The 19099-nt window shown below is 58.6% G+C and carries 15 protein-coding genes; 12 read left to right on the forward strand and 3 right to left on the reverse strand.

Annotated elements, in window-relative coordinates:
- Nucleotides 1-173: 173 nt before the first annotated feature.
- The 10 genes from VH599_13315 to VH599_13360 all read left to right on the forward strand — a co-directional run bounded on the left by VH599_13315 (nucleotide 174) and on the right by VH599_13360 (nucleotide 11036).
- The gene (locus tag VH599_13315; GenBank protein HEY7349287.1) at nucleotides 174-641 is read left to right on the forward strand and encodes a hypothetical protein; all 468 of its coding nucleotides are present in this window, start codon (nucleotides 174-176) and stop codon (nucleotides 639-641) included.
- A gap of 193 nt (nucleotides 642-834) precedes the next feature.
- On the forward strand, nucleotides 835-1494 hold the full coding sequence (locus tag VH599_13320) for a hypothetical protein (GenBank protein HEY7349288.1): 660 nt from the start codon (nucleotides 835-837) through the stop codon (nucleotides 1492-1494).
- A 31-nt stretch (nucleotides 1495-1525) separates the two neighbouring features.
- Complete coding sequence (locus VH599_13325; GenBank protein ID HEY7349289.1) at nucleotides 1526-3394, forward strand: ATP-binding protein; 1869 nt, start codon at nucleotides 1526-1528, stop codon at nucleotides 3392-3394.
- Nucleotides 3391-4176: a response regulator transcription factor gene (locus tag VH599_13330; GenBank protein HEY7349290.1), complete on the forward strand. Its 786-nt coding sequence runs from the start codon at nucleotides 3391-3393 to the stop codon at nucleotides 4174-4176. The genes VH599_13325 and VH599_13330 overlap by 4 nt, the downstream gene beginning before the upstream one ends.
- A 135-nt stretch (nucleotides 4177-4311) precedes the next feature.
- Nucleotides 4312-4767, forward strand: a complete 456-nt coding sequence (locus tag VH599_13335; GenBank protein HEY7349291.1) for a response regulator — start codon at nucleotides 4312-4314, stop codon at nucleotides 4765-4767.
- A 110-nt stretch (nucleotides 4768-4877) separates the two neighbouring features.
- Nucleotides 4878-4973, forward strand: a complete 96-nt coding sequence (locus VH599_13340) for a potassium-transporting ATPase subunit F (GenBank protein ID HEY7349292.1) — start codon at nucleotides 4878-4880, stop codon at nucleotides 4971-4973.
- A gap of 15 nt (nucleotides 4974-4988) precedes the next feature.
- Nucleotides 4989-6860, forward strand: coding sequence for a potassium-transporting ATPase subunit KdpA (gene kdpA, locus VH599_13345; protein ID HEY7349293.1), 1872 nt, complete (start codon nucleotides 4989-4991; stop codon nucleotides 6858-6860).
- A 21-nt stretch (nucleotides 6861-6881) separates the two neighbouring features.
- Nucleotides 6882-9065 (forward strand): potassium-transporting ATPase subunit KdpB, encoded by a 2184-nt coding sequence (kdpB, locus tag VH599_13350; protein ID HEY7349294.1) that lies wholly within the window; start codon nucleotides 6882-6884, stop codon nucleotides 9063-9065.
- 16 nt (nucleotides 9066-9081) lie between these two features.
- Nucleotides 9082-9765: a potassium-transporting ATPase subunit KdpC gene (gene kdpC / locus VH599_13355; GenBank protein ID HEY7349295.1), complete on the forward strand. Its 684-nt coding sequence runs from the start codon at nucleotides 9082-9084 to the stop codon at nucleotides 9763-9765.
- Between the two features lie 140 nt (nucleotides 9766-9905).
- Nucleotides 9906-11036: a universal stress protein gene (locus VH599_13360; GenBank protein HEY7349296.1), complete on the forward strand. Its 1131-nt coding sequence runs from the start codon at nucleotides 9906-9908 to the stop codon at nucleotides 11034-11036.
- 516 nt (nucleotides 11037-11552) lie between these two features.
- Here the strand turns inward: VH599_13360 and VH599_13365 are convergent.
- From VH599_13365 to VH599_13375, 3 genes are all read right to left on the reverse strand, one after another.
- Nucleotides 11553-14105, reverse strand: a complete 2553-nt coding sequence (locus tag VH599_13365; protein ID HEY7349297.1) for a peptidase domain-containing ABC transporter — start codon at nucleotides 14103-14105, stop codon at nucleotides 11553-11555.
- Between the two features lie 4 nt (nucleotides 14106-14109).
- On the reverse strand, nucleotides 14110-14688 hold the full coding sequence (locus tag VH599_13370) for a hypothetical protein (GenBank protein HEY7349298.1): 579 nt from the start codon (nucleotides 14686-14688) through the stop codon (nucleotides 14110-14112).
- A gap of 195 nt (nucleotides 14689-14883) precedes the next feature.
- Nucleotides 14884-17889 (reverse strand): AAA family ATPase, encoded by a 3006-nt coding sequence (locus tag VH599_13375; protein ID HEY7349299.1) that lies wholly within the window; start codon nucleotides 17887-17889, stop codon nucleotides 14884-14886.
- Nucleotides 17890-18033: 144 nt separating this feature from the next.
- Between VH599_13375 and VH599_13380 the strand changes: the two genes are divergently transcribed.
- Together VH599_13380 and VH599_13385 are read left to right on the forward strand one after the other, a co-directional pair.
- The gene (locus VH599_13380) at nucleotides 18034-18468 is read left to right on the forward strand and encodes a DUF3237 family protein (protein HEY7349300.1); all 435 of its coding nucleotides are present in this window, start codon (nucleotides 18034-18036) and stop codon (nucleotides 18466-18468) included.
- A gap of 176 nt (nucleotides 18469-18644) precedes the next feature.
- Nucleotides 18645-18980: an NHLP leader peptide family RiPP precursor gene (locus tag VH599_13385; GenBank protein ID HEY7349301.1), complete on the forward strand. Its 336-nt coding sequence runs from the start codon at nucleotides 18645-18647 to the stop codon at nucleotides 18978-18980.
- Nucleotides 18981-19099: the final 119 nt, after the last annotated feature.

Below are 19099 nucleotides of genomic sequence, written 5' to 3' on the forward strand. Positions count from 1 at the left end.
TTGACAACGAGATTCTCTGAGCTATAATGGTCTCACCAAAGAGGAACAGGTCGCCAGCAGAGGCGACCTGTTTTGTTTCGCAGAAGACCAAGAGAGCAGACGCGCCAGGTTTCTTTCTCCAGCGCGCCTGCTCTCTTGGTCTTCTGTATCGCTGCTCAAAAGGAGGGTTCATCATGAAAGAGAAGCGTTCTCTCATCACCCTGTCCGATGAACAAACTATTGCCTGGTTACAGCACCATGTGCAGGTGCTGCATGGCTACGCCCTGGCGCTGGCGCTGAAGGCAGGGCTCAGTCCAGCGGAGGCGGCTGCGACCTTCGTCGAACCCGGACATGGCGACAGAGCAGATCTTCACCCCCCCGCCTCGCTTCAACTGCAAGCCAGACAGATTGCGGAAGCCTTGGCGCTCACCCATGGTGCAGAACACGTTCATGTTCAGCACCATGACAATACCTGGAGCGTTCAGGTTACGGTGATTGACCGTGAGCCATTTGAGCGGTATGGAGCATCCCTTGAGATGCATACCCAGTGGATCGCCGAGCAAGTGCGCCATGTCTGCGAACCGAAGGGCATACGCCCTTCGGTCTGGCTTGATCAAGAGACGCTGTCCCTGCACCTCTCTCTCCAGATGGAGAGGCGGTAAAGTCCGCAGAGGAGAACGGTGAAGATGGCATGTCCCACGAGTCTCACCCTGCCATCTTCATCCTGCTGGGTCGAACGCGGCGATGGTGACACCTGCTTCTCACCCTGTGTGCGGTTGAGAAAGCTGAGGAGACGTCAGCACAAGAAACAACGATCATGGGAGCTGTTTGAGACAAGGAGCCCACAGAAGCCGTATGACGCACTCTTCAGTCACGATCCAGACTTCTGCCCAATTCATGTCCTCCACCCCTGGCTGGATGGGCGAAGTGGCTCTCATCGCTCACTACCTGCGAACGCAAGGAGGGCGGGCAGCCATTGCTGAGCAGGTCCGCTTTGCCCGGCGGCGGTTCGGGCGCTATGATGTGATCGACTTTGTGGCCGTACTCTTCGGCTATGCCATCAGCGGTGAACGGACCCTGCAAGTCTTCTACGAGCGGCTGCGACCCTGGGCCGTGGCCTTCATGGCGCGGCCAGCGTTCAAGAGTCTCTTCAGGGAAAGCCTGGCTGACAGCGCGCACCACTTGCTCGGCCCACTGGCGCTGTGCTGTTTGTTCCAGGCCATCCTTATACCCCAGTTGTCAACCCAATCCGAGGCGACGATGGCGTCTCTTCTCTCTAGCCTCTGCTGCCAGAGCGAGACATGCGCCAATCTTGATATGATCTTAACGGCCTGGCCTCTCTTTCTTGACATCAACTTGATCTTGACGGGCTATGCTTCTTTCCAGGAGGCTGCCCAGGCGCCAGAGTGGGAAGGCTGCGGGCCAGTATCGCTGGTGGCCGCCTGGAGCATATTTCCTGCACCCCAAGGGACTCCCTGGGCAGAGGGCAAGTTTCTTGCAGCATGCTCCAGGTAGAGGGGGGCAGGGCAAGAAGAAGGTACCAACTATGACACTTCCATCAGATCAACATGAGCAGTTGCCAGAGGCTACTGCACCTGTGGCGCCGCGCGGGCAGGTGGTCCACCGGGTTGCGCCAGCGCCCAAGCCGTCACGTTCCTATTCCCTGCTTTTCTTCCTGGCGCGTTTCCTCTTTCCAGCCTCGCGTGTGCCCGGGTGGAAAGGTTACGTTGCTGCGGCGCTGGGCGTTGCTCTGGCTTCTGGCGTCATTGGCCTCATCGAGCAATTCATCCATATCGCCAATATCTCGTTGATCTATTTGCTCGTCATCCTCTGGCTGGCAACCGCCTTCGGATGGGCGCCAGCGTTCCTGGCATCAGTGCTGGCCTTTCTGGCCTATGATTTTTTCTTCATCCCACCCGTTCATCGCCTGACGGTGGATGACCCTGCCGAGTGGGTAACGTTGTTCGTCTTCCTGATAACGGCGCTGGTCCTGGGCCAACTCACCGCGCTGGTGCAAGCACGCGCCCGCGAAGTGCGAGAGAGCCAGCAGCGAACCGCCACCCTCTATGCGCTGGCACAGTTGGTCGCCTCCACCACTGATCAGCAGGCGCTTCTGGATGCGCTGGTACAGCGTGTCCTCGATGTATTTACGCCCTTCGGAGTCAGGGGCTGCGCGCTTTTCTTGCCAGACCCCAACAAACATCTGGTGATGCGAGCGGCAGCAATGGGTACGCTCCCGCCAACTACTTTTAACCTGGAGCAGCGTGAGCAGTCTGCCCTCGCCGGATGGGCGTTGACGCAGGCGTCTCCTGTTGGGCAGGCCCTGCGCCTGCAAGAGGGGCGGCGCCAGCAGGAATACAGCCTCATCTATGTACCGCTGCAAAGTCGCCGCGAAGTGGTGGGCGTCCTGGGATTCCTGGGCATGCCAGAAAGTCGTCGCCTCGTCTCAAGACTGGCGCGCCTGCCAGAGCGGTCGGCTACCCCTCTCCTGGCGTATAGTGGGCGTGGCCCCGAAACAGAACTCTTTGAAGCCTTTTGCGACCAGATCGCCCCCGCCCTCGAACGGGCAACGCTCCAACAGCAGGCCATCCACGCCGAAGCCCTCCGCGAAAGTAATCGCCTCAAAGATGTGCTGCTCGGCTCGGTCAGTCACGAACTGCGAACGCCGCTGGCCTCCATCCAGGCAGCGGCCAGCAGCTTGTTGGAGCCTGAAGTGACCTGGAACCAGGCAGAACAACAGGAGTTGCTGGAATCCATCACTACCAGCGTTGGGCGGCTGAATCGTTTGGTGAGTAATTTGCTCGATCTCTCGCGGCTGGAAGCAGGGGTAGCAGAACCACAGAAAGACTGGCACTTCATTGACGAGATCGTAGCAACCGTACTCGACCGATTGGACCTGGCAGGGCAAGGACGGGATCACCACCTTCAGGTTGACATTCCTGATACAATACCGCTCGTGCCGATGGATCACGAGCAAATCGAGCAGGTGCTGACCAACCTGATCGAAAACGCCCTTAAATACTCCCCGGCAGGCAGTGTCGTTCGGATTCAAGCACAGGTGAAAGAGTCGCCAGAGGAGGGCACGGCATTGGAGGTGCGGGTTTCGGATCAGGGCATTGGTATCCCTGCTTCTGAATTGCAGGCCATCTTCGATAAATTCTATCGCGTGCAGCAAGTGCGCCTCCCCTGGACAAAGTCACGGCCACCAGCAGGCACGGGCCTGGGCCTTGCCATCTGCGCCAACATCATCCACGCGCATGGTGGGCGCATCTGGGCCGAAGGTCTGCCTGGCAATGGCGCAACGTTTATCTTTACCCTGCCCATGCCCGCTGGTGGCGCTCTCACAGATGTGCCTCCGCTGGAGGAGCGCGAGGGGCGCCAGCCCGCCTATCCACCGGAGGTCACTGCCCCATGAACAGCGATCCTGACACCCCCCCTGAAGCGCGGGCGCCTCGCCCGCAGACTCCCACTGGACCACAGCGCGGCCCGTCGGCTCGTGTGCTGGTCATTGATGACGAGCCAGAAATCTGGCGGGCTGTGCGCGCCGGGCTGACCAGCGCCGGGTTCACTGTTGACTGGGCATCTACCGGCGCGGAGGGCCTTGAACTGGTAGCGCGCTGGCATCCTGATGTCATCATCCTCGACCTGGCTCTGCCCGATCAAGATGGTATCGAAGTCTGTCGGCAAGTGCGCGAATGGTCGCAGGCGCCCATCATTGTGCTTTCCGTGCGCGGCGCAGATGCCGACAAGGTGACGGCGTTGGAACTGGGCGCTGATGACTATCTCACCAAGCCGTTTAGCATGGCTGAATTGATCGTTCGCGTGCGGGTCGCCTTGCGCCATATGGCGCGCGCAGCGGGCAGCAGCGACCGCGAGGCCCTCTTCCAAACTGGCGCGCTGGTGATCGACTTTGAACGACGCCAGGTCAGGATGGATGGCCGGGAAATTCATCTGACACCTATCGAATATGACCTCCTCAAATATCTGGCGATCAACGCGGGCCGGGTACTTACCCATCGAGCCATTCTGCGGGCCGTCTGGGGACCGGCCTATGAACAAGAGGTGCGCTATCTGCGCGTCTTTTTCAACCAACTCCGCCGCAAGATCGAGCCTGATCCAAGCCGTCCCCGCTACCTCCTCACTGAACTGGGCATCGGCTATCGGTTGCGTGTCAACGAACCCCCTCACTCCCACTGATTCCATATTCTTGATACGATCTTAACCCTTCGGGCCGCCTTTCTTGATGGGGTCTTGACCTGGGCAGGCTATGCTTCCCTTTAGAGGGAACAGAGGCCAAGGGCATGGCTGGATACCTATTAAGGAGGGTTTCTGATGGCACGCATCCTGGTCGTGGAAGATGAAGCGCCGCTGCGGCGTATCATTGTCCTCAATCTGGTTCGGCGGGGCCACACGGTGATCGAGGCTGAGGGCGTTGCCTCTGCCCAGGAAGCGTTGGCCGCCTTTGCGCGGCAGTTCGATCTGATCTTGCTTGACCTGAACCTGCCCGACCGCACCGGATGGGATCTGCTGCGCGCGCTGGAACAGACCAATGCCCCACCTTATCCAGAGCAGGCTGAACGCGCCAGGGCGCCTGCGGTCATTATCATCACCGCCGTTCGTCCCGTGCGCAGCCGCCTGGAGGCATTTCATCCGGTTGCAGTGCTGCTTAAACCGTTTCCCATTGAGGCGCTGCTGCGCCTCATTCAGCGGGTGCTGGGCGCATCCTCTGTCGAACTAGCCGAGGATGCCGAAGATCAGTACAACCCCTCAGAAAAGGAGCGTACCTGAGATGTATGACCTGCTGGTCGTCGTCGTGGCCCTGATCACCTTTGTGGCCCTGGGCGCTTTCGTGTTCTTTTGCAAGCGCATCTAAGGATGCGCGTATACCTTTAAGGAGTATGGTCTTCATGTTGGAGTACCTTCTTGTGGGGATCGTGGCGCTGCTCGTCGGCATCTATCTGTTTGCCGCCCTGCTGCGGCCCGACTGGTTCTAGGGGAGGAGGTTGATAATGGCTGTCACGATGCGCAGATTCCCCCTCCCAACACTCAAGCAAAGCGCCTTGATCGTCGTGCTGGCGGTGGCGGCCCTGATCCCGCTCATCTGGCTGGTTGCCATCGGCCTGATTACGTTCAACGCCGAAGTTCAGGTTGCTATCCTCTTTGGGTTGGTGCTGCTGGTGACGAAACCGCTGGGCCTGTATATGTATCATATTTTTCGCGGCGACCGCACCTGGCTCTCGCCTGTGCTGCGCCCGGTGGAGCGAGCTATCTATTGGGTCTGTGGCATTCACCAGGAGCAAGAGCAAGGCTGGGTGGGCTATACCATTGCCATGCTCCTGTTTATAGTGGTTGGCTTGCTGCTGCTCTATCTGATTGAGCGCCTTCAGGGTGTCTTGCCGCTGAATCCTGAACATGTGGGAGGTGTTGAGCCAGGGCTGGCCTGGAATACCGCTGTCAGCTTTTCCACCAACACCAACTGGCAGAATTACGCTGGCGAGCAGACCATGAGTTACTTCACTCAGATGGCCGGGCTGGCCGTCCACAACTTCACTTCCGCTGCCGTTGGCATTGTCCTGGCGGTTGCGGTGGTGCGTGGCTTCACTCGCCGCAACGCCCGCTCACTGGGCAACTTCTGGGTTGATCTCACGCGCTGTATCCTGTACCTGCTGTTGCCCATCTGCATCGTCGGGGCTATCTTTCTAGTTTCGCAGGGCGTCATCCAGAACTTCAACGACTATATAGTCGTCCACACGCTGGAAGGCAAGACACAAACCCTGGCGATGGGTCCGGTGGCTTCGCAAGAGATCATCAAAGAATTGGGCACCAACGGCGGCGGCTTCTTCAATACCAACTCTGCCCATCCTTTTGAGAATCCCAACGCACTGACAGACCTGGCGGAGATGTTTGCCATCTTGATGATTCCGGCAGGTCTTGTCTACTTCTTTGGCAAGATGGCGGGAAGCACCAGACAGGGCTGGGCGCTCTTTGGCGCGATGGCCTTCCTTTATCTGGTGGCCGTCTTTATCGTCATCCCTGCCGAGCAGGTTGGCAATCCACTGTTGACGACGCAGCATGTCGGCAATCAGACGTTCACCGTTGACCAATCCATCCATACCGGAACCATCTCCTCTTCCGGGGGCAACCTGGAAGGCAAGGAGGTGCGCTTCGGCATCACCAATTCGGCGCTGTGGGCTGTGACCACGACGGTCACATCCTGCGGGGCAGTCAACAGCTTCCTTGATAGTTATACACCGCTGGGGGGCATGATCCCCTTGGGGAATATTGCCCTGGGCGAGATTGTCTTTGGCGGGACCGGCTCTGGGCTGTATGGCATGATCATGTTTGCCATCCTCGCGGTTTTTATTGCCGGGTTGATGGTGGGACGCACGCCCGAATATCTGGGCAAGAAAATCGAAGGCAAAGAAATGAAGATGGCAGCTCTGGCGCTGCTGATCTTACCCCTGAGCATCCTGGGCTTTTCCGCCATTGCCAGCGTTACTCCTGTGGGCGTCGGCCCCATTCACAATGCCGGGCCACACGGCCTCTCAGAAATCCTCTACACCTACCACTCCACCACTGGCAACAACGGGTCGGCCTTTGCCGGGTTGGGGAGCAACACGCCCTTCTACAACTGGACGCAGGCGTTTGCCATGCTCATCGGGCGCATGCTCTTCGTCATTCCGCTCATGGCAATCGCCGGGTCGGTTGCGCGAAAGAAGATCGTGCCAGCGGGAGCGGGAACTTTGCCCACCGGGGGACCGCTCTTCTCGGCGCTACTGGTTGGGGTGATCCTGATAGTTGGCGCCCTGACCTTCATCCCAGCCTATGCGCTTGGTCCGATTATCGAACAACTCTTGATGTGGGCAGGGAAGATATTCTAGAGGGCAAAGAAAGCAAAAACCATGTCAGCATACGAAGAGAACCCATCACAGGCAGCGCCTCAAGCGTCGGCCAAAAATGTGCCGGTAGACCCTCCAGAGACGACCGGGGATGGCGGGAAGGAGAGCGTGAGCAGCCGCCGACACAAGACCTCGCTCTTTGATCGCAAAATCCTGGCGCGGGCGATCATTGATTCGTTCATCAAGCTCAATCCGCGTGCGCAGGCGCGCAACCCGGTCATGTTCGTAGTGGAAATCGGCAGCGTCATCACGACTATTGAGTTTGTCCGCGCGCTGTTTGATCCGTCGCTGCGCAGCGACCTGGGCTTTACGCTGGCCGTCTCCATCTGGCTCTGGTTTACGGTACTCTTTGCCAACTTTGCCGAGGCGATGGCTGAGGGGCGCGGCAAAGCTCAGGCCGATACCTTGCGCCGCGCCCGCACCGAAACCCAGGCTAAGCTGCTCAAAGAGGGGGCCAGAGGACGCGAGAGTCCATTTATCCTGACGCCCGCGCCGCAGTTGCGCAAAGGCAATCTGGTGCTGGTCGAAGCGGGAGACCTGATCCCCGGCGATGGCGAAGTGGTCGAAGGCGTCGCGTCCGTTGATGAATCGGCCATCACGGGCGAGTCGGCGCCGGTCATCCGCGAGAGCGGCGGGGACCGTTCGGCAGTCACGGGCGGAACGAGGGTTCTGTCCGATTGGATCATTGTCCAGATCATGTCCAATCCAGGTGAAACCTTTCTGGATCGCATGATTGCGCTGGTCGAAGGCGCGGCCAGACAAAAGACGCCCAACGAGATTGCGCTCAACATTCTGCTGGCGAGCCTGACCATCATCTTCCTGCTGGCGGTGGTGACGTTGGAACCGTTTGCCATCTATTCAGGCAGCCCGGTCTCGATTACCATCTTGATCGCCTTACTCGTCTGTCTGATTCCTACCACGATTGGTGGGCTGCTCTCGGCTATTGGCATCGCGGGCATGGACCGGCTGGTCCAGCGCAATGTGCTGGCGCTGAGTGGGCGCGCTGTTGAGGCTGCGGGCGATGTTGATGTCTTGCTGCTGGATAAAACCGGCACCATCACGCTGGGCAACCGCATGGCAAGCGAGTTCATCGCGCTGCCAGGGGTCAGCGAAGGGGAACTGGCCGACGCGGCCCAACTGGCCTCGCTCAGCGATGAAACGCCGGAGGGCCGCTCGATTGTGGTGCTGGCGAAAGCGCGCTATCAGTTGCGCGGGCGCGAGGTGGCCGCGCATAACATGACCTTCATCCCTTTCAGCGCCCAGACGCGCATGAGCGGGGTCGATCTGGATACGCCAAATGGCACGCGGCGCCAGATTCGCAAAGGCGCGGGCGATGCGGTGGCCGCCTTTGTGCAAGAGGCTGGAGGGCAGAACCCCAAGGAGTTGGCCCCCATTGTCGAACGCATCGCGCGGGCGGGCGGCACGCCGCTGGTTGTGGCCGAGAATGACCGCACGCTCGGCGTCATCTATCTCAAAGACATCGTCAAGGGCGGCATGCGCCAGCGTTTCGAGCAACTGCGCAAGGTGGGCATCCGCACCGTGATGATTACCGGCGACAACCCGCTGACCGCCGCTGCCATCGCCAGAGAAGCGGGAGTTGATGACTTTCTGGCTCAGGCCACGCCAGAGACCAAGCTGAAACTCATCAAACAAGAGCAGGAGGGGGGCAGGCTCGTCGCCATGACGGGCGATGGCACCAACGACGCGCCCGCGCTGGCACAGGCCGATGTGGGCGTGGCGATGAACACCGGCACCCAGGCCGCCAAAGAGGCGGGCAACATGGTCGATCTGGACTCCAATCCCACCAAGCTGATTGAGATTGTCGAGGTTGGCAAGCAGTTGCTGATCACGCGCGGCGCGCTGACGACATTCAGCATCGCCAACGATGTGGCGAAGTACTTCGCTATCATTCCGGCGATGTTCTCTGTTGCCTATCCGGCGCTGAACAGCCTCAACATCATGCGCCTGACGACGCCCCACAGCGCCATCCTTTCCGCCGTGATCTTCAACGCCCTCATCATCGTCGCGCTGATTCCGCTGGCGCTGCGCGGGGTAAAGTACCGCCCGCTGGGAGCGGCAGCCATCTTGCAGCGCAATCTGATTATCTACGGTATCGGAGGAATCATCGCCCCATTCCTGGGGATCAAGGCCATTGACCTGATCCTGGCCGCCCTGGGTCTGGCATAGGCGAGGAGTATCTGCCATGAGCAAGCAACCGCAAGACTCTCATCTCGAAGAAGCCCCAGAAGCCGCTGCTGAAACCCCGCCAGCCACACCGCGCGGGCGCGGGAAACTCATCCTTGATTATCTGCGGCCCGCCATTGTCCTGACGCTGGTGATGACTATCATCCTGGGATTCGCCTATCCCCTGGTGATTACCGGTGTGGCGCAGGTGCTATTCAACTATCAGGCTAATGGCAGCCTGGTCACTAACAATGGGCAGACCATCGGCTCCGAACAGATTGGGCAGGAGTGGACGGACCCCAGGTACTTTCACGGGCGGCCATCGGCAACACTGAGCAATGATGGCTCGCAGTCCCAACCCTATAACGGCGCAAACTCCAGCGCCTCGAATAATGGTCCGACCAGCAGCAATCTGCAAGCCGAGGTGCAGGCAGAACTCAAGCTGCTCAAAGAAGAGGAGGCATGTAACGTCCCCGGAACCCCGATTCCGGTCGATCTCGTGACCAGTTCGGGATCAGGGCTGGACCCCGATATTTCTGTTGCAGGAGCCATGTATCAGGCGTGCCGCGTGGCAAAAGAGCGCGGGATGCTGTTGAAGCAGGTGCAAGATCTCATCCAGAGCCACATCCATGACCGCAACCTGGGCGTGCTTGGCGAACCGTATGTCAACGTGCTGGAACTCAACCTGGCGCTGGACGGCTAAGCTGAATACACGAAGAAAAGAGGTGAAGTCCTATCGCCAGCTACGAGACAGCACAAGAGCCGGAACGCCCGGACCCGGAAAAACTACTTGACCGGTATAAACTGCGCGATGCCCAGCCACCTGAAGTGAGCGCCGGGGATATGTCAACTTCTCTTGAAGAGAGGAAGCCACAACGGGGACGGCTGCGCATCTACCTGGGCATGGCCGCCGGAGTTGGCAAAACCTACGCGATGCTCAATGAAGGACGCCGACGCAAAGGGCGAGGAACAGATGTGGTCATCGGCTACGTGGAAACACATGGTCGGACCCTCACCGAGCAGCAAATCGGCGACCTCGAAGTGGTGCGGCGCAAGAAAGTAACGTATCGAGGCATCACGCTGGAAGAGATGGATACGGAGGCAGTACTGGCCCGGCATCCCCAGGTCGCGCTGGTTGATGAGTTGGCCCATACCAATGCCCCCGGCTCCAAAAACACCAAGCGATACCAGGATGTGGAGGAATTACTGGCGGCAGGCATTACCGTCATCTCTACCCTCAATATCCAGCATCTGGAGGGGCTGAATGATATTGTTGAGGCCATCACTGGCGTTCGCCAGCGTGAGACGCTGCCTGATCGCATTCTGGATGAGGCCGACGAGGTGGAACTTGTCGACATAGCCCCCGATGCCTTGCGGGCGCGCCTGCGTCATGGCAATGTTTACCCACCGGAGCGCGCTCTCAAGGCCCTGGAAAATTACTTCTCCCAGAGCAACTTGACGGCGCTGCGCGAACTGGCGCTCCGGCGCACAGCCGAAAAAACCGAGACCCAGCTTGAAGCACTGATGCAGGGCCGCGAGGAGGCTGGGGAGCTTGCCTGGGCCACGACCGCGACTGAGCGGGTGATGGTCGCCTTCGATGGCCGCTCGCATTCTCAGCAGTTGCTGCGCGATGCCTGGCGGCTGGCGCGTGGCCTCAAAGCGCCTCTCCTGGCCGTCACCGTTGTGACCCCGCGCCGTTTCCTCCCTGCCCACTCGCCAGCCGTCGAACAGTTGAGCGAGCAGATACGCCTGGCGGAAGACCTGGGAGCGGAGGTTCTGCGCGTGGAAGGACACGATATTGCGGCTAGCTTAGCAAAGGTCGCGCGTGAGCGGCATATCACCCAGATCGTGATTGGTCAACCTACCCGAAGCCGCTGGCATTATCTGCTCTATGGTTCGGTGGTGAACCGGCTCTTACGCGAGCCTATCGGGGCAGATATTCATGTGGCGCCGACAGGCCGCCACCGAACTTGAGCGGACGCTTCCGATAGTAGTCCTGGCTGAGTCCTCTGACAATACTGAGCCTTCCCTCATAGAGTGTTCGTGGCCGGTTGCTAAAGTTTGCCCGCACATTCTCGTTTCAGCCAGAGCAGGTGTATGGTGGTATATCGGTGTTGGAACTGTTTGTTGGATTCATAGCGCATCCTCATCTTTCCTTGCGTATTCTGACATGTTTGACAGCCCGTTGCTTCGGGTGTATGCTTGTCCTGTGGTGAGGCTGGTTCCCCTTGAAAATCGCGAAGAGGGTAAAACAGGCGCGTCCTCTGACCACTTTTCGGCAAGCGTCCGTTCAACGGATAAGCACAGAGCCAAAGGTCGAGAGGAAAGACAAGCATTCTCCGACTCCGGCGCGTGTCGTCGGCAGGAGATAGAGGCCGTTAGCAGTTCGGCCAGTATGGCTCACGTTTGCCTGGTCAGTCCAGCCAAGGGCGCTGGCGGCAGCAGGAGCCATACCAACCAATCAATAGTTCGCTAGCGATTGTGATACTGTCACCTCCTTACCTCTCCGCTTGCCAACTGGCTCTGGATCAGGTGGGTATAGTAGCCATTACGGCTGAGCAATTCCTCATGAGTTCCACGCTCGACAATAGTGCCTTGATCCATGACCAGGATAAGATCGGCATTGCGAATAGTACTCAAGCGGTGCGCAATGATGATTTGCGTGCAGCGTAACGCGTGTAAGTTGCGTTCGACGGCCTGTTCGGTTACGACATCCAGTGCGCTGGTAGCCTCATCCAGCAACAGTATAACCGGATTCGTTGCCAGCGCCCGTGCGAGTCCCAGCCGCTGGCGTTGGCCTCCAGAAAGGGCGCTTCCACCCTCCGCAACAGCGGTTTCGTACTCCATCGGCATCTGAAGGATGTCCGTGTGGATGGCAGCGGCTGAGGCAGCCTGGACGATTTGCTCCATCGGCATTCCAGGGTGATTGAGGGCAATGTTTTCTCGGATAGATCCGCTGAAAAGCGTCGTGCCCTGCGTTACGACTCCAAATTGTGCACGAACTGCCTGGTAATCCAGCGTCCGCAGTGAGAGACCATTGTAGTAAATCTCTCCAGTCGTCGGCAGATACAGGCCCAGCAGCAGCATGCCCAGTGTACTTTTGCCTGACCCGGTGCGCCCGACAATGGCTACCTTCTGTTGGGGATGAATTACCAGGTGAATATCATGCAGCACGACTGGGGATTGCGGCGCATATTGAAACTGCACATGCTCCAGGCGAATATGCCCAGTGAGTCGTGGTGGTTGGCTGACCGCCTGTATCGGTTGCTCTGGCTCTGCTTCCAGCACATCAGCCACTCGTTCCAGGTGGGAGCGCACCAGTTGAAGCTGTTGCCCATTTGACACCAGCGAGCCGAGAGGCGTCAGGAAGGACGTAACCAGGGCCACCAGGGCCAGCATGGTTCCTGCATCGAGCGCGCCATTAAGGACTTGCGCGGTCCCGATGACGAGCAAGAGCAAAGGGGCAAACGCACGCAGGTTCGTCACCAGCGTATCCACCAGAGACGAGAAGTAGTTCCGACGTACCGAGGCATTCATTTGCTCGAAGAAAAGATTGGTCCAGCGCTCCAGTGCTCGCTGTTCGGCTCCTGCTGCCTTGAGAGTCGTGACCCCCACCAGGGCTTCGGCGGCATAGCCCTGAAATTTCCCCTGAGTGAGTAGCTCCTGCTTGGCAAGCGGTTGGATCATACGCGTGGAAACGATAAGCATGACCACTTGCAGGAGGCCAATAGCCAGGGTCAACCACGCAAAGATAGCTGACTGGCTGAAGAGGATAATGAGATAGGTGATGACAAAACTGCCATCGAGGAACGTTGAGATCAACTGATTGCTGATGGTGTCACGAATGATGCTATTGCTGCTTAAACGGGCGAGAATATCGCCGCTTGAACGCTGATGGAAGAAGCGGAGCGGCAGCGAGAGTAACTGCTCAAAGAAGTTGAGCATCATTCGGGTATCCACGCGGGTTTGCAAATAGAGCAGGAGTGAGGCCCGCAGCAGCATGACGACCGATTGGGCTGCAATGAGAATGAACAAGCCGATAGCTAGCACCAGCAAGACATCCTTGAGCTTGAAAGGAAGAATCTGATCGATCACAATAGCCGTCAGGAGGGGCACAGCCAGCCCAAAAAGCTGGAGCAAGAGCGAGGCGCCAAGGATTTGCGCCAGAGACACTGGAGCAATTTTCAGGTAGTTCAACACATAGCCACGCAGATCGATCTTTCGTCCCCTGGTAGTCTGGTCAAAACGTACACCTGGCTCCAGCATGATCACAATACCAGTGAAGCCGTTGAAAAACTCTTCGCTGCTCAGACGGCGGCGTCCCAGTCCAGGATCAACGACTTCTACCTGGTGAGAAGACGCCCGCTCGACGATCATAAAGTGGTTGAACTCCCAGTGAATAATGGCTGGCAAGGTGATCAGCCGGAGGTCGTTTTCCTGGAGCGAGACGGCTCGGACACGGAGGCCATAGGTGCGCGCAGCTTTGACAATATCCAGGGCAGAGAGACCATCGCGCCCGACCTGGCAATGTTCGCGCACTTCGGAAACGCTGGTTCTTCGCCCGTAATAGCTCAGGATCATGGCGAGGCAGGCGGCGCCACATTCCACCACGCTCATCTGAAGCAAGACGGGTACCCGTCGTGGTCGCAGCTTCGCCAAAAGTTTTCGCCACCGGGAAAGCCTTGCCTGCTGCGGTGGTGCGATGCGAGCTGTTTCAGACGCTGCCGTCTGAGCAGGAGCAGGCTCTTGGGTTCCAGCCAGAGCAGCCGACTTTGTTGGCAGGGGAAGCTGCGCTCGGTCTCGTTCAAGCTCTTCCTGAATCAACGCGCTGAGCGCGCGCGTTTGCCTGGCTTGCGCCTGCTCGCGGTGTTCAATGACTTGCGCCAGGGCTGGTGAGACCCCCTGTGGCTGCCCTGGAGTAATGAGACCGCTGAGCAACGCTGACCGGCGCTGGTAGTACAGCCGCCGCTCTTCGGGCGAAAGCAGAACCGTCGTCTCGTCATCTTCAGTTCCCGGTGGGGGGAGATAGTCACGGCGGTCCATTCGCTTACCCTCCCAAGACCCCTTGCAGCAACTCTGGCAACAGCGAGAGTACCGAGCGCGACCCTACCTGGACCTGGGCGCTGATCCTCCTACCGACAGACATATCAGGGGGGAGTGGTGTTGCCAGTGTGGCTGTCACAATGACCGAGGGCTGGCTGATGGTAAAGGCCAGATCACCAGTGAGTCCGTAGCGCGTCCGAGCATTAGCCGGGGTGATGACGCCCACTTCAATTGCGCGAATAACTGCCTGGAATTGCTCACCAGTTGCCGCAAGCTGAAGGTTGACTGCTTGCCCAACCTGCACTTCCGGGGAGAGGGGGAAAGGGACAAAGAGTAGCGCCAGCACTTCGCCGGTGTGCTGAGGCGTGATCTGCTCATTTTGGATAAACAGTCCTGCCGCCCCGGCGTATCTTGGTACCTGTGCTTGCCAGGCAAGCACAATGGAAGTGAGCAGAAGCCCCAGGAGTATCCACAGGCAAAGGAGGAAGGGTGGGGCAACCGAGCGTGGTAAGATGGTTTTCTCCTGCCGCTGTGCATAGTGATCGAGCGCCTGCTGGCGAAAAATGTGCTGTCGCTGGACCATGCTACATGCTCCACCGTTCCAATGTTCACCTCGCAAGATCCTGCGGGCGGTTCTGAGCGCGTGTTTGACACTGCTCAGCGTAGCAGAAACGGCAGGGCAAAAACAGGTACAACTGGTACTGGAACTGATACAATTCACCCGGCCAGACGGGCAGAGCAATAGAACAAACGCCGGAGAGAAAGCAAGAGCGTGGAGTCATTCTACGCTTGCCCGATCAGTGGGCAAGGGAAGCTCTTCAAGCGCCTGCTGGATGACTCCTGCGTAGAGTTGCTCACCAAGGCGATGGAGGATGATCAGTGCCGCCTCGAAGTGTTCGCGCGCTGGCCCAGTCTCCCCTCGCAGGTGAGAAACCCGCCCTGCTACAAAGAGCGTTTTGGCTTCGGCGTAGGGCCAGGGCATCTCTCGACAAAGTTTCAATGCTGCTTCTAGTGCCTCCTCAGCCTCTTGCCAACGCGCTTGTTTTGCTGCGAGCCGCGCCTGTACTAGCAACACCTCCAAAAGCACTGGCCGTAGCTGCTCGCCAGTTGCTCCAATGCGCGCCTGCTCTACCAGGCGCTGGGCCTGGGTTTTCTCTCCAAGTTCTAACTGCGCCCAGGCCACCAGCGGAAGCAGGGAGAACGGGTTCCGCTGTTCTTGTGTGGCCTCCTCCAGAAGAGGCTCCAGGCGATCACACGCTTGTTTTGGAGCGCCCAGGAGAAGCTCTTGTTCTGCCAGCATACTCTGCGCCATACGGAGCGCCAACAGGTCTTCGCTGCGTTTGGCAAGTTCAGTAGCTTCCTCCAGATACGCTCTGCCAGCCTCCTGGCCTTGAGCCAGAAGTTGCGCGCCAAAATTGAGCAGGGCATAGGCCGCTCCCCAGGGCATCCCTGCCTGGCGCAACAAGGTGATCGCTTTCTCATAATCCTGCTGGGCCTGGCGCCAGTCTCCCAGCACGGAGGCATTAAACCCACGACTTGCCAGGACATGCGCCAGAAGCACTGGCGCGTCCATCTGCTCAGCCAGAAGAGTTGCTCGCTCAGCATACTGTTTCCCAGCAATCGGTTCACCCCGCTCATCGGCAATCAGACTGAGGTTAGAGAAGACGTGACAGAGACACCGCAGATCACCAGCTTGCTCAGCCAGCGGAATGGCGGCTTCAAGCGCCTGCACTGCTTCTTTCAGACGACCGAGCAGCATAAGCACTCTGCCCAGATACCACCGTGCCACGCCCAATTGTCGGGCATCCTGGGCCTGCTGAGCCAGATCAACGGCCTGCCGCGCTGCGGATAACGCCTCGGTATTTCGGCTGCTGTTCATCAAGAGATAGGTCAGGGTGAGATACAACGCGCATCGCCGGTAGGTCGAGAACGTATAAAGGCTGGGGGAAGCAAGCCAGTGTTGCAGAAAAGGAATACCCTTTTCTGCGGCGCCGAGTGCCGCGTAGACGTGTCCTATCTGCTCCACTACCTTTGCTTGCTCTTCAAGATCGTTGGTCTGCTGATAAAACGCAAGTGTCTCTTCGAGGATGGGAAGCGCGCCTCTATATTGCCCGCGCACAAAGAGGACACCGCTCAGCTTAAAACGTGCCCGCGCCGCCTCGCCAGGGCGCTCCAGTTGGATCAGGCGCTCTAGCCACGCCCGGTAGTACCGCTCGGCCTGCTCATGGGCATAGACGGTTCGGGCGTGGTCTCCGGCGAGTTCGAGATAAGCAATTGCTTTCTCTGACAGCCCGGCCTGACTATAGTGATACGCAAGTACCGCAACTGGCGGATGCATCTCTTGTTCCAGGATTTCAGCAATTTGCTGGTGCAGGATAGCCCGCCGCACCGCGCTCATACCCTCTGCCAGCACTTCGCGAATGAGATCGTGGGCAAACGCATAGCTATGTTCGCCTTGTTCCACTAACAGCCGCGCCTGGCAAGCCTGTTCCAGAGCCAGAAGCACCGCCCGTTTGCCCCATCCCAGTTGGGTAGCCAGCGCCAGCAGAATTGATCGGCGCGCATTGTTCCCCACCACAGCTACGGCTCCCAGCAGGTACTGCGCCTCCTCTGAGAGGGCGCCGACCCGCTGCCGGATGGTTTCAGTAACCTGCCAGGGAATGGCCTCCCCGGCTGCGCCACCCCATGTTCCGGTGCGCAACCCCTGGGCGCAACTGACCAGAAAATAAGGCACACCACCAGCGCGCCGAAGAACCGTCTCCACCAGCGGCGCCTCCTGGTCTATGGTGGAGCCAGCCAGCAGCAGGCCCAGCAATTTTTCGGCATCTGGAGACGCGAGCGGGCCAAGTTCCAGGCGCTGGGCGCCAACCTCACGGGCCAAATCTGCCATTGCCAGGCTGAGGGGATCGGTTGAGAGGACTTCGTTATGGCGGTAGGCGCCGATAATGCGCAATGGTCGCCTGGCATTGGACCGAAAGAGGCTTGTCAGCAAATCGAGTGTATCAACGCTGGCCCACTGAAGATCGTCCAGAACCAACAGCGTGCCGGATGCTCCCGCGATGTTGTCCAGAAAGCGCCGCACGGCAGCAAAGAGCAATCTGCGCTCCTGGGCAGGTGGAACGTTCCAGGGAGGCAATGAGAGGCCAGCTACCTCTGCCAGTTCTGGGAGCAGCCGAAGCAACCAGCCGCACTGCTGCAACGCTTCGCGTTGCCCTGCCAGGGACTGGTGGGCCAGGTAGCGTTCCAACGCGCCAAGCAGCGGAGCATACAGTTCCTGATCGCTGTGCCGATGACAGCGGCCATCCAGGACGCGCCAGCCATGCCGCTGCCCCTGCTGGGCAGCTTCCTGTAAGAGACGCGTTTTGCCGATACCTGGTTCACCCAGCACCAGGAGCAGGAGTGGCTCCTCATCAGCGAGGTAGCGCGCCAGAAACCTCTGCTCTTCCGTCCGCCCAACCAGCGGCAAAAGAGCGACGTTGGCAGTGGAAACATTCGCTTGAGGCTGCCAGCGAGTGACTGAAGAGGTTCGTTGGGCTGCACCTTCGAGCGTCGCGCGCTCGCTGGAATCCAGCCCCAGAGCTTCAGCCAATGTAGCCACCGTAAAAGCGAGTGGCTGTCGCTCTCCTCGTTCTAATTTGCTCAAGTAGGTGGTGCTGTAGCCAGCGCGCTCGGCCAACATTTCTTGCGTGAAATGAGCGGCTCGCCGGTAGCGTTTCAGCAAGACTCCGAATGAGGAAAGAACGTCGGCAGTTGTATCGGTTTCAGTATCAGTTGTACCTGTCAACCTTATACCTCTTGGGAGTATGTTCACCCCAGCCAAGGGCAAGAATCTACCTCGCACATCAGTTGCTGCTAGTATAGCTGAAAACGGAAGCAGACGCACGATCCAGGTTCACATTGCCATTCCCAGAAATGAGAGGTCAGAAAGATGAGGCTTGAGCATCTCTGTGATATGGAACTTGGGTATCAAGGTGGCTTCACCCTGATTCAACCCTACGCCAGCGAGGAAGGGACCGGCTTTGGAACCGGGGAAGGGATTGCCTCTGGAGACCAGCTTGCTGGACGGATTCGCTGGGTGAACCATCCCCAGCGCCGCAGCGATGGCGTCATGTTGCCTAATGCGCATGGGGTGATTACCACAGGGGACGGAGCGCCGATCCTCTTCACCTTGCAAGGGCGCACGATGGGTACCCAAACCACCCTGAGTTGGCAGGGCCAGCACCTGCTCACCGCGCTCTTCGAGGCCGAGGACGAACGCTACCGCTGGCTAAACACGACCCTGTGTATTGCCGAGGGGCGGCAAAACCCCGAGACAATGCGCTTTCAATTGCATATCTACACCTGCCTGAGTGACCAACGCTGAACGAGACCGAAACCAGTATCAGTTTTCAGTGTCAGTTGTATCTGTTCCTGGAGCATCTTGCGCCCCTAGAATAGTGGCTGTCAACGGCAGAAAGCCTCGGTTGTTGGGAAGTAGTCGGCGAAGCTAATTATAGGCAGATTCCTAGTGGTAGAAGCAAAAGAAAGGTTAAAAAACACATGGCTCAAGAGCATCAGCAACAAGACCCAATCGTCGCCAAAGCAATGCGAGACACAACATTCCGGCAGCGATTGCTCAGCGATCCCAAGGCTGCATTACAGGCCGAGTTCGGCGCCACCGTTCCCCCAGGGGTCAACATCCATATTCATCAGGAGACTCCAACGGACATCCATATCGTCATCCCTGGAGAAGCACAAGTGGGTATGAGCGATCTATCTGATGCCGAACTCGAACAGGCTGTTGGTGGCCGCCCCCGCGATGGGGTTGGCGGAGGCTGCTGCACCTGTGGGGCGAGCACGCATCAGACGCTCTCTACACTACAGAGTTGCAGATAAGCCAGGGCCAGGCTAGCAAAACGATTAGTTCAAGCTTCCTCTTCTTGCCTCGTCGGATTTTCTGGCGAGGCAAGCTCCCTTTGCATCTTGAGTGGAGCAGTCATTTCGGCGCAACAAGG

This window comes from Ktedonobacterales bacterium (assembly GCA_036557285.1).
GTDB lineage: Bacteria > Chloroflexota > Ktedonobacteria > Ktedonobacterales > DATBGS01 > DATBHW01.

Bases quoted from the DNA above. Each gene is read 5' to 3' on its own strand.
- VH599_13315 (HEY7349287.1), top strand. From the start codon at position 174: ATGAAAGAGAAGCGTTCTCTCATCACCCTGTCCGATGAACAAACTATT.
- VH599_13320 (HEY7349288.1), top strand. From the start codon at position 835: ATGACGCACTCTTCAGTCACGATCCAGACTTCTGCCCAATTCATGTCC.
- VH599_13325 (HEY7349289.1), top strand. From the start codon at position 1,526: ATGACACTTCCATCAGATCAACATGAGCAGTTGCCAGAGGCTACTGCA.
- VH599_13330 (HEY7349290.1), top strand. From the start codon at position 3,391: ATGAACAGCGATCCTGACACCCCCCCTGAAGCGCGGGCGCCTCGCCCG.
- VH599_13335 (HEY7349291.1), top strand. From the start codon at position 4,312: ATGGCACGCATCCTGGTCGTGGAAGATGAAGCGCCGCTGCGGCGTATC.
- VH599_13340 (HEY7349292.1), top strand. From the start codon at position 4,878: ATGGTCTTCATGTTGGAGTACCTTCTTGTGGGGATCGTGGCGCTGCTC.
- kdpA (HEY7349293.1), top strand. From the start codon at position 4,989: ATGGCTGTCACGATGCGCAGATTCCCCCTCCCAACACTCAAGCAAAGC.
- kdpB (HEY7349294.1), top strand. From the start codon at position 6,882: ATGTCAGCATACGAAGAGAACCCATCACAGGCAGCGCCTCAAGCGTCG.
- kdpC (HEY7349295.1), top strand. From the start codon at position 9,082: ATGAGCAAGCAACCGCAAGACTCTCATCTCGAAGAAGCCCCAGAAGCC.
- VH599_13360 (HEY7349296.1), top strand. From the start codon at position 9,906: ATGTCAACTTCTCTTGAAGAGAGGAAGCCACAACGGGGACGGCTGCGC.
- VH599_13365 (HEY7349297.1), bottom strand. From the start codon at position 14,105: ATGGACCGCCGTGACTATCTCCCCCCACCGGGAACTGAAGATGACGAG.
- VH599_13370 (HEY7349298.1), bottom strand. From the start codon at position 14,688: ATGGTCCAGCGACAGCACATTTTTCGCCAGCAGGCGCTCGATCACTAT.
- VH599_13380 (HEY7349300.1), top strand. From the start codon at position 18,034: ATGAGGCTTGAGCATCTCTGTGATATGGAACTTGGGTATCAAGGTGGC.
- VH599_13385 (HEY7349301.1), top strand. From the start codon at position 18,645: ATGGCTCAAGAGCATCAGCAACAAGACCCAATCGTCGCCAAAGCAATG.